Here is a 17,701-nt window from a genome sequence, read left to right as displayed (position 1 = left end):
TCTTATATTTTAATTGAGACTTTTAATAGCTTTCATTACATCAATTGCATTGAAATCGTCTACTTTTATTGTTATACTTTGTTCGAGTTTCAAACCATTATTTTCGATGGCTTCCAAAAACAGATTCCGGCTTTCGTCCGATACTGAATTAAATACAATTACACCATTGGGATTCAGAACTTCGGTAAGCTTTTGTACTATCTCATTCATTTTACCGCCATGACCACCAATAAATACGGCATCGGGCAGAGGTAATCGGGATATATCAGTTTGAGTAAAATCGCCTATGAATGACGTTATTCCGGGTGTTCCAAATCTACGTGCATTATTTCGTATAAGTTCTTTGCCTTCTTCTCTTTGCTCAAATGCAAAAATTTCGAGATGGGGAAACTGCATTTTAGCTTCGACTGATACCGATCCTGTACAAAATCCTACATCCCAAAAGACGGACTTATCTCTCAAATCTAACATACTAAGTAATAACAATCGAACAGGCATTTTGGTTATCATTTTTGCTCTTCCATTTAATAAGTGAAAATCACTTTCGGGAATACCAAACGGGCGGTTTCGTGACTCTGTTTTTGTCAGAATGAGATTATTGGGAAATTGAAATATCTTTCCTATTACCTCTTTCATCTCTAAAGTGGAGATTTTCTCTTTTTCTTTATTACCGAGCAGTTCTCCAATGTGCATTATGTAGTTATCATAGCCATATTCGAGCATTCGTTCTGCAATAGCCGATGGAATATGCACTTTGTTATCGGTCAAAACTCCTATTTTGGATTGTCCTTCAATTAAAGCCTGATCGAATTTGAGCCAAGGACGACCTGTCAGCGAAACAATGTGCATATCTTGATAAGGCAACACCAATCGGTGAGCCAACATTTGCAATGAATTGAAAGAAGGATATACTATAATTTCAGCTTCTGGCATTTCCCGTTGAATTGTATTTGCAAATCCAAAGAAAAGGGGATCGCCCGAAGCAAAAACAACTATCTCGTTATGCGATTGGTATTGCTGAAATACATTCTTCAAAGGCACAACTATATCAATCCAAGTATATTCTTTTGGTAGAAACGATTCTGCAATTTCGTGATGACGTGCTCCCCCCGAAAAAACAGTATGAGAGCTTATCACCTCCTTTATTTCGGGTGAGAAATATTGTTGCTGATTATCGTCTATACCTATTACATAAAATTTAATTCGACCATTTTCCGACATATCTCAACGTATCTTTTGTTATTAAGTCTACGACTTCAATACTATTTGACTCTAAAAGTGACAATCCTGTTTTTCGATCAATTATCACGGCATAGGGTACATCCCCCTCAAAGATGGTATCTCCTCTTAAATTCATATAATCTCTAAAATCGAGAACATCACGACCTGTCACCAAACTGTCAATTCTATTTGAAGCGGGTCGGATATCGGACAATTTCCATCCTTGGCTTTCAATGTCTTTTTGGGAAACGGAACAAGACTGAATTATGAATACTATAAATAAGAATACTAGCAATTTATACATCTCTGCCCGGTTTTAATTGTTCTGCATCATCAAAGGTAAGAATTGAATTGACTAGTGTTGCAGCTAAATTACTACCTCCTTTTCGTCCTTCGATAATTATTTTAGAGATATTTTTAAATGGTTTAGTCATGTGTTTCGATTCACGCACATTCACAAAACCAACGGGTGCAGCAATAATGCCGATGGGATTTGCTTTGCCTTTACGTACCAATTCGCACAACTCTATCAAGGCTGTCGGTGCATTTCCAAAAGCATACAAAGCATCGGGATATTCCTCAACTGCTAAACGAATACCTGCTTGTGTACGGGTAATACCTTTAGATTGTGCCAATTCGGCGACACGAGGGTCGTGCAAATAACATTTCGCCTCTATGCCCATACGTTCCAAAGCTCCTTTGCGGATGCCCGAAACGACCATAGTAACATCGGTGATAATGGTTCGAACGGTTCCTTCAGTAAATTCTTTGTAGAGATTGGCTACTGCATTTTCATCTGTATAAAGAACATCTTCCATATCAAAATCGGCAGTAGTATGTGTTGCATGAAGAAGTGCCCATTTTTTATCGAGCGGTATATCTTTATTCTTCAATTCGCTTTCGATAGTTCTGAAACTGCGGATCATTATATCCTGACCCAGATTTTTAGCTTCTTCGACCTCATCTTCCCGATAATATCCTCTGGGGGTAATGATCTTATTTTCCTGAAAACGGTACGATTGTGAATTACCTATAATGACAATGGTAAACATATCTACATCTTCGGGGTCAAATTGTCCAAGGGTAGTTACTTTCACTTCCTGCTCCTCACGACCTGCCTGACGCACATATCCAATCGGTGTATCGGGCGAACGGTCTTTGAGAAACAATTCTACCAATCGGTACAATTGCCAGTATCTGCCATTGCTTTTAGGGTTATAAATAGCTGTCACAAAATCGGCTGATGAGGCTGCTATTATACGCTTTTCGATTCTATCCCAAGGCGTCATTAGATCGGACATTGAGATAATGCAGAAATCGTGACCGATGGGTGCTCCCAAAATAGCTGCTGCTTTCTGAAAGGCACTGATACCAGGCAATACTTCTACTTCGATATCACTTTGCTTCTCCTTTTTCATCTCATAAATGAGGGGAGCCATGCCGTAAATACCCGAATCACCCGAACTGATTACACAAACGGCATTGCCTTGTTCTGCATAGCGAAATGCTTCTTCGGCTCGCTGGCGTTCTTTCTTCATGCCCGTATCTATACATTGTGCATCGGGTTTTACAAAATCGGAGATAAACTGAAAATAATATTTATACCCCACAATCACATCCGAAACTTTAACTGCTTCGAGTACTGCGGGGGTAATATCTTCTTTTGATCCGGGACCTATGCCCGCTACTATAATTTTTCCTTTTGCCATATCGTATTTTAAATTCTTTAAAGTATTCTTTATTAATTATGTTAATTAAGAGTTGATATCTCTAAACGTTTAATCTTTTCATTCTTTTTTGCTGCGCGTAATCAAAGATTCCTTGCATTCCTTTTGCCCAAAGCCGCAAAAGGAACCAAAAAGACTTTGTGCTACGTGGCTCGCCTATCTGACTAGCTTGTAGGCTAAACTAAACCTACTGCCTTACGGCACGTTTAGTTTTACGCCCACTTCACAGTCAGCTAACGGCTGTACCACTGATGCACCGAGGCTTACGCACGTAATAAGTTCTTATCCGTCAGGTTTTCGACATTGGCGGTTGCATGGGGCACCCGATAGATGAGGAAAGCGTTAAGAAACAAAAGGATATTAGCTTTAAATGTTTTCTTTTGTTTTAGCTTTCGAGTCTGAGCGGGTCATGCAAAAGGCACAGCCTTGATCTTTTGCTTCATTTTGCACCAAGGCAAAATGACGAACAAACCCAATAGCGTGCGTTAGTAAAATAGAACACATAAATTCGCCCCTACACCTTTGTTTTACAATTTTGCTTCCATTTTCGTCTGAAAAACCTCCAACTCAACCAGACTCCTGTACCCGAAACAATGATACAACCGATGGACAATGTCCAAAGAACGATAGTCCAAAGAACAGGTCTGTCCATCAACCACTTGATGTGGAAATAATGTAATGCCTGAAACATCCATTTACGGGCTTTACGGTTCTGATTGAGGTATTTATAATCTCCCGTTTTTGCATTGATATAATAGAGGCTCTTATCTGCATCGGAAACTTCTACTTTATAGGCAGGTAAACCTAAATCTCGCTTCCAGGGCAAATAATAATTCTCATAATCGTTTATCAATTTTACGGTAAAAGCAACACTGTCACCATGAATGGCACGGATTGATTTTTCTATTGCGTCAGAAGGCAAGAATAATTCTTTAGCTTCTTCTGATGAGGCATCTATAAATAGAGTTTGGTTACCCGAAACTATTTCATAGATAGGTATTCCCTGAAAATGAGTCCATTCTATTTTCTTCAATTCAGGATAAGTCTGTTTCAATAATTTGTAGTCGAATGGATACTTATCGGGTGATATTCTTTTGCCTTTTATCTTCATCGGAATCTTATATTCCTCGTGAGTTTTCACCATCCATTGAGGCACTTTTCGTAACGACATAACGCCGCTAAACGCCCAAGTGAGAAGAAATATTCCGAAGATCAGTCCGACTACATGATGCCACCAATACCAACGTTTTTTATACGGACTTTCGAACTTTCCTTTTCGTTTATATCTTCTGTAATAGGCATCTATACCCACATACACCCCAGCGATACACATTATTAACCCCAACGAAGCCAATATGGTGATGGTAAGAATCCACGTTTGTGTATGCTTACGCAATGCAGGTATATAAAAGGTATGGGGAATAAAACCCACCCACGACCAAAAGCGGCTATCTTTATCGGTAAATTGCTGCACCTCTCCACTACGAGAAGATATATAGAGTTGATGTTTCTCGTCATCCGTAAAATAGAATTTATAGATGGGCAGCTCTTTTTCGTACTTGCTGTACATAATCCATTGCTCCAATTCTTTGAGAGTATCCACTCTTTCGATAGGAGCATTACTCCAATTCTTCGCAATACGTTCTATTGCATGATAGTTTAAAGGCTTTACTTCCTCAGTAGTATCTGCATTAAATACATATTGGTTTTCTTTAGTAAATACTGATAGTAATGTCTGCCCTTGCAACTCGCTCAATTGTATCTTTCGGGCGGTTTCTCCCTCTGGTAATTTATTGACTAGAGCCATAATATCGGGCAATGAATCGGGTAGTATTTCGAGTCTCTGATTCTTTTCTTCTTGGGTTACATTAGGGAATGGATGGTATACCAAAACCAAGCCTGTAATAAACCACATTAGGAACAGTAGACTAACTACTGCTCCCAATACCCTGTGGATGGAATATATAAACTTTCGTATCATTCTTTCTTACAATTTTTTCTCGTTAACCGTTTAAATTTTCGTCGCAGATATTTATAGCTGAGTAAAACACCACTTAACGACACCAATGTTCCCCCAATCATAGTTCCCCACATAACAATATTCCATAGAATGGGATGCTCTGCCAAAAACTTAAAGTTGAAGCTATGCAATCCGTGATACATCCATTTGTGCACGCGCGATTTTGTTGTATAGGAACGCACATCTCCCGTTTGAGGATTCACATAATAGGTTGTTTTATCTGCATCGTTTACATCTATTTTGTAGACAGGCAATGGTAGTTTGTTCTTACGGTCGACATAGTAATTATCATATTCGGTCATCACCGATAAAGTAATAGGTTCTTTATGTTGGCTCGTGTATTTATCCTTTACGACTTGCTCTGTCAACAGAAGCGGTGCTATATTATTTGCCGAAGCATCTAACACATAAATACTATCTGAGGTTACTACTTTATAAATAGGAGTTTTGTCAAAACCTGTCCATTCAATTCCTTTCACAGCATCAGGATAGTATAACAAGATTGCCCGATAATCAAGCTGGTACTCCTTTAGTTTTAGCATGGATGAAGAACCAAACATACCTCGTCTACCTGACGGTTTGCTCTCCCTAATAACCCAATCGGGAATACTAGCCAATGACATCATTCCACTAAACACAAAAGTGAATACAAATATTCCGAAAACAAAACCTAAGACATGATGCCATTTATAAGAGAACTTACGATACGGTGTACCTACTTTTTTCTTCTTTCGATATTGCTTCACAAGCATATAAATACCCAGCCCAAACCCTATCAAACACATAATAGAGCCTAAGCCAGATAACCAGATAACGGTAGTATTCCACAATTCGCCATCCTGACGTAGAGAGGTAAAATATACCCAATGCGGAATAGCTCCCAACCATGCCCAGAAGCGACTGTCTTTATCGGTAAATTGAAGAGCCTCACCCGTACGTGATGAGATATAAAGCTGATGCTTTTTGGTATCACCAAAGTAAAATTTATAGATTGGCATATCCTTCGCTAACCTATTAAAGGGTATCCATTGATCTACTTCGCTCAGTGTATCTACTTTTACAATATCCGCAATACTCCATTTTCGAGCATAATTCTCTATTTGAGCATAGTTCACTTTTCTTATAAACTCGCTCGAATCGGCAACCAGATTATAGCTGCTATCTTTGGTCGAGACTTCGAATACAGACTGTCCATAGCTGGTAATTTTAAGACTGATTCGTTGAATCAATGTATCAGGATAGATACGATTCAGAACCTCTCCTATTCCGGGCATATCGGAAGATAATACTTCCGTTGTTCGGTTGCGGTCTTGCGGTGTTACTCTCGGAAAGTTGTGATAAATCATCACAAAACCCGATAGAAACCAAACAAGAAACAGGATACTGAGGAAAGTCCCCAGCACCCTGTGAATAGAATATAGAATTCTTTTTAGCATATTACCTTAAAGTATAAGCCATTGTAAGCAAGAAATTTCGAGGCATACTTGGTACCATCTGAGAACCTAGTGACTGGTTGAGATAGTCTTTGTCGAATACATTATTCACATTTGCTGAAAGGCGAACGTTGTTTTTCAACTTATACGAAACACCCATATCTACCAACCAATACGAAGGATATTCGGATGTGTTATCGGTATTGCGATATACTTTATCCATATACGAAACGGTAGTCACAAATCCTAAGTTTTTGAATGCACCTTTCTGTATAAGGTAATTGGCTGCTGCAAAAAATGTATTTTGAGGAACACCCGTCAATTTTTTACCTTTAAGAACTTCGCTTTCCATATAATCATTCTTTTTCATTTCACGAATAGTAGCATTTGTATAGCCATAACCTAACATTACATTAAGACCTTGTAAAGGAAAGACTGTAATATCAAGATCGAAACCTTTAGATCCGGATGAACCAACTTGTCCTACTACCGATTTAGTGATGCCATCCTCATCAACCTCATCTGTCTTTAATGTCTTCTTTTCATTGTTTCTGATTATGTAAAATACACTACCCGTTGCCTGTACATATTTTCCCAAGTTATAGCGAACTCCCACTTCACCTTGGTAACCTGTTTGAGGCTTGAATATTTCCTTACCATCTGATGGGTGAAATCTATCACCGTTTGAGTTTATATAGATTACATTTTCAGCATAAAAATCGCGATAAGGATTAAAGAATGAAGCCATCGAACCATATACCGAAAGATCTTTTGTTGGCATATATACAACACCTGCACGATAAGTAAACGACGAGGTATTGTTAATACTATATGCTGTCTGTTCCGATTTGTGGTATTGTCTTCCACCATCGTAAGTAGGCGCATTTGCTCTCATATATTTAAAGAAGTCGTAACGACCTGCCAACATCACTTTCCATTTATCATCAAGTTCTACTAAGTCTTGAAAGTAGATACTATGCATATAACTTTTGGTGATGATAGCTTTACTGAACGAAGAGTTCATATACCCCATACTTTGAGGGTTGTTTACTGCAACACGCGAATAAAGTCCCGGTCCATATACATCGTACTTGCTATTAAGAGGATCGGTTATGGGTGCAAGAGTATAACCTGTGTAAGAGTTACGAGCCATTAGCGAGAATGTATATCCTGCAATAAAATTGTGCTTGATACTACCGGTGTAAAAATCGCCAGAAAGTTCAAGCTGATTACTGAATGTCTTTGCCATGTGAGAGAATCTCAAAGGCGATGCTAAGTATACACTATCGAGGCAAATGTATTTCTTCACCTGTTCGCCTGCCTTATTTTTAGTCATATAATAGTGATCATAAATAGCCTTATCACTTTCCAGATATTTAAGAGATTCGGTTCCGAAATAATTGATATCATCATCAAAATAAGAGGCATGATTTTGCAGTTTCAAATGATCGCTAAACTTTTTATCATATTTTGCAGTCACATTCCATCCGTAGTTTTTGAAGAAATCAGATTGACTGTTGTAGCGTGACTCTCTGTTCAAACCCGGTTGCATTTGCCCTTTATTCAAAAACAATGCACCATCGCTGGTATTAAATACATCGTTTGTCATATTGGGTGGTAAACCAATCTCGGTACCATACCAGTCTCTATTGAAACCTGCACGAACATCAATATTACTTGTTGCATCTATTTTAGAAGCTAATGCAAAATAACCTGAAAAACGTTTATTTCCGTTATCTCTCCATCCATCTTGATTTGCATAATTTAGCAAGGCTCTATAATTAACCGATTTGTATAGCTTTCCACCAAAGTCCATCGAAGCCTGTTTGTTGTCCCAGCTACCATAAACCATGCGTGCATTCACTACATTGTAAGGTGTTGGCGATTTTCTTACAATATTCAAAACGCCACCTATAACCGATTGTCCGTAAAGAACTGATGCTGGACCTTTCAATAATTCCATCGATTCAACATCTGTAAGGTCTGCTACGGGATATGAATTTATCATCGTACGCTCATCTCTTATACCATCCACCATTATAGGCGTATAGTTAAAACCACGTACCGTAAGTGTTTGAAACGATCCGTAAGAGGTTTGCATACGCACTCCGGGAAGGAATTTTACGGCATCTTCTATATTTACGATCCCTCTTATTTCGAGGTCTTTGTAAGAAACTGTATTTATTGTCATCGGCAAGTATTCCAAAGGAACATTCAGCTTGCCTATTTCTGTTTTCTTTCGGCTAAAGTCTACTACTTCAATTTCACTGATAGAATATACTGTATCTACCATGCTCTTATTCTGAGCTGACATACCACTCACTGCCATCAATGCGATAGCAGAGAAAATTACTTTTTTCATGATTTCCATTGTAAAAAGGTCTCAGACCTATTTCTTGTTTATGGGTATATTATTGTATTTAAATAAAAAAGGTAAATCAACCTTATTCCATCTTTTCGCCGGTCACTTCATAGATTGCTTTCTTTTCTATGATACCGATTTTACGATGTGCTGATTTAAATTTCAGATGAGAGATGTATAAGTCTTGTACTTCGGGGTTTTGTCCCAATCCTTCCATTCTCACGTCCACAGAATAGCCTTCTTTTTCGAGGTCGTTTCTCCAGTCTTCTGCAATGTCATTTTTGGCATGCTCTCCGGCAACAAACATAAGTGGTACAAGTACTACTTTTTTCAATCCCGAAGCTTTCAATTGTTGATGCATATCATCAAAAGAAGGGTATCCCTCAATAGTTCCCACAAAACAATTGCTGTGACCTTTGGCTTTCAACATATAGTCGAGCATAGCATACTGAGCAGTATTAGAATCGGATGTACCATGTCCCACCCAAACATAAGCAGTATTAGGGTCAATATTTTTGGTTAATACACCTATTAGGTTCTCATAATCCTCAGGGCTATAAAGCAAAGGATCTCCAATTCTGATTTCTTTGAAGTCCGATCGCATCTCTGCGACATCTTTCTGTATAGACTCCATTTCTACTCCATCGATTATAGTGGATGGCTGAATTAGAATATGGGTATAACCGTCCTTTTTCAACTGCGCCAACGCATCTTGTGGTTTTTGCTTCATGATGCCACGTTCGCCTAAACGCTTTATTACAATTCGTGCAGTATATGCCTCACGCACTTCCACACCGGGAAACTCTGCCTGAGCTTTTTTGTTCAAGGCATCGATAGTCATCGCACGGGTATCATCGTGTGTAGTACCAAAATGGACCATTAGTATTGCTGCTTTATCGTGTCCTTGCAGATTTTCGAATATATTAGAATGCTCGTGGTTTTTACCTCCGTGAGCAGATACATTTACCATTGCTGCGAGCATTAACAGTATAAAAAGTAGATTTTTCATTAGTTCTTAAATTTTAAGGTTAAGCTTGCAAATACAGTTCTTCCGGGAGAAGTAGTTGCATATTTACTTCCAAAAGGTTTCTCGTCTCTGAAATTGAATATATTTTCGATTCCAAATCCGGGTTCAAAAATTAGTTTTTTTGCTCCTGTAAACGAATGGCTTGTTGCCAGATTCCACAATTGAAAAGGGCGGGCATTCATGTCCGAATAGTATGTTTCGCTTTGTAAGCGACTATTCAAGTTCACATTCAAACGATACGTTTTCCATTCCTTCATCCAGTTTCCGTTTACAATTCCTGTATGGCGACTCGACCCGAATAGTGGTTTATTTTCGACTCTGTTACGAGCATCCAGGTAACTATAATTCAAGCCTATCGAAAAACCTTCTCCCAGAAATGTATTCATCGAAACATCTACACCCTGAGTACGTGCCTTAGATACATTGTTGTACATATAACGGGTTTTAATACCGCCTGCCTCATCTTCGGGAGTGAGTGGTTGCACTTGTCTGTCGATAATATCTTTTATATTATTGATATAACCTGTTATCGAAAGGGTAAAATGATCGCTTATATACTCGGTATTAAGAGAGTAGTAATTAGATCTTTCAGGTTTCAGATTTGTATTTCCCTGACTAACCATGCTTCCCGATATTTTATCGTAATACAACTCTTGCAGATTGGGGGCTCTGAATCCTGCGGCATAGGATGCTCTGAAATTGAAATGATCTAAAGCATACATAGCCGAAACTTTTGGATTGAATTTATTTTTGAATGTTTCGTGATGCAGCAAACGAAATCCGGCAACGACCGATAAACGCTCTATTACCTTGATTTCATCCTGAGCATAAAATGCCATTGTATATGCCGATTTGGACTCTGCTAGACTTTCGGGATTTTTCATATACTCGTTCATGAAATCGAGTCCCGTATTTAATTTATGATTTTCACCGAGGCTGAATACGCCTTTTATCGTGGTATTGAAAAGACGTTGACGCTTGGTAAGGTCACGATCTCCGGCTTCAAACTTTCCTGATTTCTTCAAGTAATCTTTATAATACTCGTAGTTATCGAAATAGGAATCGAATGTGATGTAATTGACGTGTTTTCTGAAATGATAATCTCCTCCTAGAGCAAAGTTGTAATCTTTGTAAAACATATCGTATGCATAGTCAGCATAAGGACGATCGGTTTTCTTATCGAAATAAACTCCTTTGGTATAGATCGACGATTTCTTGGTCGGATTATACATAAACTTCTGAGATACGGTATTCGATTTGTAAGCTGCCATAGCCTGCTTACCTGTTTCTACTAAGGTATCTCGAGTGGGTTTACTCAGAGATTTAATCTCATACGGACTCAATTGCCACCCTTCGGTTTGTCGGCGTTGGTAGGTAGTTTGAGAAAACAGCTTGCCTACTTTAAACCCTAGGTTGGTATTCTGGTTGAATTGTCCATACTTAGAAACTCGTGTTGCAGATACAACATCTACAGTACTTTGTGGAGTATTGGTTATAATATTAATTACACCACCCATAGCCTCCGAACCATATAGAGAGGAAGCTCCTCCTTTTACAACTTCTACACGCTTGATGTTACTCATATCAATACGTTCCAGATCGTTATCGCCACCCACGTCTCCGGCCAAACGTTTACCGTCAACTAGAATAAGAATTTGCTTATTTCTAAGACCATTCATTACAATGTTGTAAGCTCCTTTGGTTGCAATAGAAGTAGACAGAGCAGCCAAAGCATCTTCGAAATTGAGAGTTCCTGTATTACTGATCTCCTTAGCAGTAATCACTTCAACAGGTACAGGTGTGTCTTTTAACCGGTGATAAGTTCCGGTTCCGGTAACAACTACCTCATTTAGATTTAAGTAAGATTTCTTTAATTGGATAACCATTTTGTCATCCGATTGGTTTACGTTTTGCTTCTGAGTCTCAAAATCCATCCGGCTCGTCCGCATCACATACTCTCCATTGGGCACATCTTTAAACATAAATTCGCCCTGATCGTTAGTTACTACACCGATTGTAGTTCTCTCCAAACGAACCGTTGCACACAATACAGGCTGACCTTCTTCATCAAGAACTTTTCCTTTCAAGGTCATCTGAGCAAACGCAAGACTTACTATACAACACCCAAGTGCTGTTAGCAATAGCTTCTTTCTCATTATAAAATGAAAATAAATTGTTTATAATAATATTCTTGACCCCGAGAATATATAAATAACTGGTTTGTTAGGCAGGTTTCCTGACTCACTCTATTTTGAACGCCTTCCCATTCATGCTGTAGAACAGTGGCAAAAGAATTGTTCAAAATTTTAAAGAGTTCACAGTAGCGGGCACTGTTTCGGATTCTGACCGAATTCCCTTTTAAATGCGAGAGACGAGTGTCTCACAGCATCACCTTAACGACCGCAAAGATACTTTTAATCTATTTTAAATAAACGGTATTCAGAAAAATAAATAAAACAAATAACATCATAGATACAGCTTATGATGTAAATTTTATATTTTTGCAATACAATAATAATTATAAAGCCATAAATTTTTTAGCTGTAAACAACAGTATTACAGCGAGATAAAACTTTAAATATTCACAATTACTTATATATGGATAAGACTTCTCGTTTCCTTATATCGGCTACAACCTCCGGTTCGGGCAAAACCACCCTTACTCTGGGTCTTTTGAGAGCATTGAAAAATAGAGGACTCAAAACTCAACCATTTAAATGTGGTCCTGATTATATTGATACTAAGTACCACGACATGGCTTCGGGTAATCACTCTATTAATCTCGATGTATTTCTTGCCTCCACGCATCATGTAGAATCGCTCTATTCGAAGTATGCAACCAACAAAGATGCTTGTATTGTTGAGGGCGTCATGGGCTTATATGACGGCTATAACCGCATGCAGGGAAGCAGTGCCCAGATAGCTGAATTGCTAGATATACCTGTTGTGCTCGTTATCAATGCTAAATCGATGGCTTACTCTGCCGCTGCTCTACTCTTTGGTTTCAAGAACTTCTATAAGAATATAAATGTAGTAGGTGTCATCTTTAACTTTGTAGCTTCCGATAGTCATTACAGTTATCTGAAAGATGCTTGTGAAGATGTAGGACTAGAGGCTTTAGGGTATTTACCGAAGGATACGAATGTTGAAATCCCATCGCGTCACTTGGGATTAAATATCGAAAAGGAATTTATATTTGATGAGTTTGCCAACAAGGTGGCTGCACTTATCGAAAAACACATAAACGTTGATCGTCTACTCGAAATTACTGCGACCAATAAAATAACCAACGCCTCGAAAGAAGAAGAAGAAAAAGCAAAAGGTAATCTAAATATTGCTGTGGCTTATGACGAAGCTTTTAATTTCATCTACCACGAGAATATTGAGCATCTGAAAAAACTAGGCAATGTTTCATTTTTTAGCCCTATAAAAGATAAAGAACTACCTCTAAATTCTGATTTGGTATATCTACCGGGAGGCTATCCCGAATTATATTTGAAGGAATTGAGTAGTAATACATCAATGCTCGAAAGTATCAGATCATATATAGAAAACGAGGGTAAATTGATAGCCGAATGTGGTGGTATGATGTATCTCTGTACTTCGATTGCAGACAAGGAGGGTATTGAATATCCTATGGTTGACATTCTTAAGCAAACTGCCACCATGCAACACATGAGATTAAAACTGGGATACAGATCTTTCACTTACAAGGGGCAATGTATCAAAGGTCACGAATTTCATTATTCGAAAGTAGAAGACCCCCACAACAATACGTCTACTGTAACCCAAATACATAATGCTAAAGGAACTGAGGTGGATACCAAACTTATAAGATATAAGAATACAATTGCAGGCTATACTCACATCTATTGGTCTGAACTCGATTTAATGAAATTGTTTGAGTAACTCTACGTTTACTTTATTCACAATACAGAAAAACCCCGAAAGCCAATATATTGCTTTCGGGGTTTCTTATAGTTATAGCTGCATTTATATTACATGGGTACTCTCATCCTTAAGTTAGGATTTACATACACATTTGTACAATCGCCAATTTTTATAGTGATTGGTACACGTCCACTTTCGCAGTTATTTTTTGTTTGCGTCACATAATAAGTAGCTCCATCAACCAAAACAGTCGTTAAGGGCAAAACTCCTGCTGAAACAGCTGTGGCATACCATTTTATATTTTCGCCATTTACACTTACATTAGCTAATGTATTTACCGGTAACTGACAAACCTTACTTGGTTGAACACCAGCATCTACCGAATCGGTTCTTTTTACGACTAAAACTGTACCTGTTACAATACAAGTAGCATTGTACTTAACCTGCACCCTATAGGTACCATAGCCAAATGTACGCAAGTCAATAAATGAAGCTGTACTTATTGTACCAGTAAAATTTGGGTCTCCTATTTTTGTCCATACATACTCCGTGTACTCTGTACCAAAGAATCCATCTGCTGTAAGAGTATAGCTTGCAGGAACATCAGCATCTATAAAGTGACAAGTCCAGTCGGAAGGAAAACCATTAAACTCTCCTGAGTTATAGGCATCATAAGTTATATTGGTATTATTCTGACCGGCAACTGTACTTTTATCTCTGAAATGAAGCGTCATCCCCCCTGTTGCATTGATATCTTTTATGTTGACAAAGTTAAAGTCACTACGACCTCCCAATAATTTTAAATTTGCCTGTGTACCTGATGTACTACTTTTCACAAACAATATCAGACAGGTATTCCCCGACATGGTCAATCTTTCTTTAACAGTCTGAATATCCCCTCCTACCGACAATGTATATGTACCACCTGCGGTTAAAAATAATTGGTTAAACATATTATGCCCGGAGAGAGAACCAACTGTGCCCTTAAACTCTACACGATTAAATTGCACCTCTTTTCCAACCGATGTACCAGTACTTTGTAGAGTTGCACCAGAAGGACTTGCATTTTCGAACGTAACATTGTTATATATTTGTCCGGCGTACACACTAAGATTACCTGAAGAACCCGTTAGGTGAATATGTGAAGTACCTGCATTAACAGTTAAATACTGACTATTTAATAGAACACTTGATGTAAAATATATATCGGAACTACCCAGATTAAGGGTTCGGGCTACAATACCTGAATTAATATAAAAACTAGTTCCCTCAACCCTGTTATTATTGGTATTAAAAACACCTGCATTTATAGATAAAGTAGCACCTAATTTAAGCTCATCCACCAATGAAATTGAAGAGGTTTCATATATATATACATTATATGTACCGGTTTTAACACCATTACTGGTAATTGTTTTAGGTATTCCTGTATTCTGGTAGTTTACAATATAAACACTCATTGTCATACCCGACTGCCAAACTGAGGAGCCATATATGTTGAACGAAATACTAGTGGAACTAGTCGATGTTAAAGTTGGTGGAGTAACTGCACCTGCACATGTAATATTGCGACAATAGGCAGTTGCCTCTATAGTTACAGTTTTAGAGGCAGACGTAAAGCCCGAACCAGCATCAAAAAACACATTACTATTGGGTGAGGGAACACAAGCTCCACCCTGACCTCCGGAAGTAAACGACCAATGGCTGGCATCGTTCCATACACCACTACCACCTACCCAATACAAATCAGGTGAGGCCGATGTAGCAAAATTCCAACCTGTATTACCTCCATTGTCTATTGAATTACTAGCGACAAAAGAGGCTCCACCAATGGCTTTAATATCTTTCATCATAACTCCAGATACTTTAGGTAAAGCACCAACGGGCATAGATACAACAGCAGCATACCCAGCGGTAGTCGATTGTATAGCTGCCCAGCCCAAGCAATCTGACTCTACAGAAAAAACTCCTGTAATCGTCTGAGTATACGCCTGATTAGATGCACTTTGCATGGTATAGTTTTTACCCGGAGCAAATATCAGATCTTTAAAAGTATTATGCCCAGAGATAGCTCCAAGACCCTTAAATTCTACGCGATTATATCTAACATTATTAGTCGCTAAACCAGCGTAAGCAAGAGATGCTGTTGAGGCAAGGGGATGTTCGAAAGTAACATCATTATACACCTGACCTGCAGCAGGATAAAGAATTGCAGTGGTATTCTTGAAATGAATATGCGAAGTACCTGCATTTAACGTTAAAAGAGCAACGTTTGAATACCAATAATTACTTATATATACTTCGGAACTACCCAGATTAAGAGTTCTAGGACTAGTGCCTCTATCGCCATAAAATGCATAACCAATCTCAACTCGATTATTATTCGTATTAAAAGTCCCCGCATATAAATACAAAGTGCCATCCACTTTATAGTTATCAGTGAGAGAAATAGAAGAGGTTTCATAGAAGTATACATTATTCCCTAGACTTGAAACTCCATTGCTGGTAATTGTTTTAGGTACACCTGTATCTTTGTAATTAATAGTATACACACCAAATATCATATCCTGTTGCCAAACTGACGAACCGTATATATTTAATGAAGCTGTACCTGTATAGGTTACAGTAGGAGGAACGGCTGCTCCCGAAAATGTAATGTTGCGACAATAGGCAGTCCCATTGACCGTTATGGTCTTAGAAGCTGAGGTAAAGCCCGAATTGGCATCAAAAAATACATTACTACTAGGAGAAGGTACACAGGCTCCGCCTACACCACCCGAAGTGAGAGACCAGTGGGCAGGGTCGTTCCAGACGCCCGTTCCCCCTACCCAATACAAATCGGAAGAAGCAGAAGCTATAAAGTTCCAACCAGTGTTACCTCCATTATCTATTGAGTTATTAGCAGTAAAAGTAGCGCCACCTGAGGCTTTGATATCAGTCAATACAGCACCTGAGACTTTTACCTCTGCACCAGTAGGCATAGACAGATTAGCTGGGCTTCCGGCTGTAGACGATTGGATAGGAAGCCACCCTACACATTCTGATTCGGCTGACAATGAACCCGTAATTGTCTGAGTTACATTATTACCCAACAGGTAGGTTTTACCTGGAGAGAAGATCATTTCCTTAAAGGTGTTATAACCATAGATAAGCCCATCTCCTTTAAATTCGACTCGGTTAAAATTAATATTTTTAGTAGCTGTACCACCAGATTGAATACATGAAGTGGAGGAAGCCTCGTTTTCAAAAACAACATTATAATATACCTGACCCTCGTAAGGATAAAGATATGCTGTGGTACCCATGAAATGAATAGTAGAAGTACCTGCATTGAGTGTAATAGACGCCGAGTTCATATACATATAATAAGAATTAATGTAAATATCGGAACTCCCCAGATTAAGAGTCTTGGGAGTAGAGCTTTGAGTGGCATGAAAATAATAACCAACGTCTATTCGATTATTATTGGTATTAAAGATTCCGGCATTTATAATTAAATTAGTGCTAATTTTAAAATTATCTACAAGTGAAACGGAACTAGTTTCGAATAAATAGACATTACCTCCCGATGTAACACCATTACTTGTAATAGTTTTAGGTATACCTGTATCTTGATAGTTAATCTGGTTTACACTCACTGTCATACCCGCCTGCCATACAGATGAGCCATATATATTTAATGCATTTGCAGTAGTACTCGAATAAGTTAAAAGCGGTGGAATAGCTGCTCCTGCAAAAGTAATATTGCGGCAATTAGCAGGCACATTGAGCGCTATAGTTTTAGAAGAAAGGGTAAATCCCGAATTGGCATCAAAAAACACATCATCAGTAGGTCCCGGTACTACACCTGGTATACCCGCTCCGCCCGAAGACGTTCGCCAGTGATTGATATCCGACCAGTTACCCGAACCTCCCACCCAATAATAATTGGCGCTAAAAGCTGAGAGAGAAGAGAAAAAGAGTATAGCAAAAAATAACAGTAGCTTATTCATTTTCATTTTTATGTGTGTTGTTTTTAGA

10 protein-coding genes and 1 riboswitch are annotated in these 17,701 nt (G+C 38.4%); of the genes, 1 reads left to right on the top strand and 9 read right to left on the bottom strand.

All coding sequences use genetic code 11. The features are described 5' to 3' along the window. Positions 1-9: 9 nt before the first annotated feature. The 8 genes from cbiE to IR022_RS00585 all read right to left on the bottom strand — a co-directional run bounded on the left by cbiE (position 10) and on the right by IR022_RS00585 (position 11,946). Positions 10-1,221 (bottom strand): precorrin-6y C5,15-methyltransferase (decarboxylating) subunit CbiE, encoded by a 1,212-nt coding sequence (gene cbiE / locus IR022_RS00620; RefSeq protein ID WP_194202231.1) that lies wholly within the window; start codon positions 1,219-1,221, stop codon positions 10-12. Further along, positions 1,199-1,525, bottom strand: coding sequence for a hypothetical protein (locus IR022_RS00615; RefSeq protein WP_050710089.1), 327 nt, complete (start codon positions 1,523-1,525; stop codon positions 1,199-1,201). The genes cbiE and IR022_RS00615 overlap by 23 nt, the downstream gene beginning before the upstream one ends. Continuing rightward, positions 1,518-2,930 (bottom strand): precorrin-3B C(17)-methyltransferase, encoded by a 1,413-nt coding sequence (cobJ, locus tag IR022_RS00610; protein WP_194202230.1) that lies wholly within the window; start codon positions 2,928-2,930, stop codon positions 1,518-1,520. Before cobJ ends, IR022_RS00615 begins: the two co-directional genes overlap by 8 nt. A gap of 532 nt (positions 2,931-3,462) precedes the next feature. After that, complete coding sequence (locus tag IR022_RS00605; protein WP_194202229.1) at positions 3,463-4,929, bottom strand: PepSY-associated TM helix domain-containing protein; 1,467 nt, start codon at positions 4,927-4,929, stop codon at positions 3,463-3,465. Beyond that, entirely contained in the window at positions 4,926-6,404 is a 1,479-nt protein-coding gene (locus IR022_RS00600; RefSeq protein ID WP_194202228.1) for a PepSY domain-containing protein, read from the bottom strand. Before IR022_RS00600 ends, IR022_RS00605 begins: the two co-directional genes overlap by 4 nt. A gap of 1 nt (position 6,405) precedes the next feature. Beyond that, entirely contained in the window at positions 6,406-8,763 is a 2,358-nt protein-coding gene (locus IR022_RS00595) for a TonB-dependent receptor (protein WP_194202227.1), read from the bottom strand. Positions 8,764-8,845: 82 nt separating this feature from the next. Then, positions 8,846-9,772 carry a sirohydrochlorin cobaltochelatase gene (locus IR022_RS00590; RefSeq protein WP_194202226.1) on the bottom strand — a complete coding sequence of 309 codons (927 nt, stop codon included), beginning with the start codon at positions 9,770-9,772 and terminating at the stop codon, positions 8,846-8,848. Beyond that, positions 9,772-11,946: a TonB-dependent receptor gene (locus tag IR022_RS00585; RefSeq protein WP_194202225.1), complete on the bottom strand. Its 2,175-nt coding sequence runs from the start codon at positions 11,944-11,946 to the stop codon at positions 9,772-9,774. Before IR022_RS00585 ends, IR022_RS00590 begins: the two co-directional genes overlap by 1 nt. 52 nt (positions 11,947-11,998) lie before the next feature. Next, positions 11,999-12,201: riboswitch (cobalamin riboswitch) on the bottom strand. Positions 12,202-12,388: 187 nt separating this feature from the next. Between IR022_RS00585 and IR022_RS00580 the strand changes: the two genes are divergently transcribed. Further along, positions 12,389-13,699 (top strand): cobyrinate a,c-diamide synthase, encoded by a 1,311-nt coding sequence (locus tag IR022_RS00580; protein WP_050710083.1) that lies wholly within the window; start codon positions 12,389-12,391, stop codon positions 13,697-13,699. Between the two features lie 89 nt (positions 13,700-13,788). Here the strand turns inward: IR022_RS00580 and IR022_RS00575 are convergent, their stop codons facing one another. Then, complete coding sequence (locus IR022_RS00575) at positions 13,789-17,673, bottom strand: hypothetical protein (RefSeq protein WP_194202224.1); 3,885 nt, start codon at positions 17,671-17,673, stop codon at positions 13,789-13,791. Between the last annotated feature and the right edge of the window lie 28 nt (positions 17,674-17,701).

This window comes from Dysgonomonas sp. GY617 (genome assembly GCF_015233815.1).
Classification (GTDB): Bacteria; Bacteroidota; Bacteroidia; order Bacteroidales; family Dysgonomonadaceae; genus Dysgonomonas_A.
The sequence above is the reverse complement of the archived record's forward strand: the minus strand, read 5'-3'. Positions and strand labels throughout refer to the sequence as shown.

Coding starts and splice junctions, on each gene's coding strand:
- cbiE (WP_194202231.1), bottom strand. CDS start 1,221: ATGTCGGAAAATGGTCGAATTAAATTTTATGTAATAGGTATAGACGAT.
- IR022_RS00615 (WP_050710089.1), bottom strand. CDS start 1,525: ATGTATAAATTGCTAGTATTCTTATTTATAGTATTCATAATTCAGTCT.
- cobJ (WP_194202230.1), bottom strand. CDS start 2,930: ATGGCAAAAGGAAAAATTATAGTAGCGGGCATAGGTCCCGGATCAAAA.
- IR022_RS00605 (WP_194202229.1), bottom strand. CDS start 4,929: ATGATACGAAAGTTTATATATTCCATCCACAGGGTATTGGGAGCAGTA.
- IR022_RS00600 (WP_194202228.1), bottom strand. CDS start 6,404: ATGCTAAAAAGAATTCTATATTCTATTCACAGGGTGCTGGGGACTTTC.
- IR022_RS00595 (WP_194202227.1), bottom strand. CDS start 8,763: ATGAAAAAAGTAATTTTCTCTGCTATCGCATTGATGGCAGTGAGTGGT.
- IR022_RS00590 (WP_194202226.1), bottom strand. CDS start 9,772: ATGAAAAATCTACTTTTTATACTGTTAATGCTCGCAGCAATGGTAAAT.
- IR022_RS00585 (WP_194202225.1), bottom strand. CDS start 11,946: ATGAGAAAGAAGCTATTGCTAACAGCACTTGGGTGTTGTATAGTAAGT.
- IR022_RS00580 (WP_050710083.1), top strand. CDS start 12,389: ATGGATAAGACTTCTCGTTTCCTTATATCGGCTACAACCTCCGGTTCG.
- IR022_RS00575 (WP_194202224.1), bottom strand. CDS start 17,673: ATGAATAAGCTACTGTTATTTTTTGCTATACTCTTTTTCTCTTCTCTC.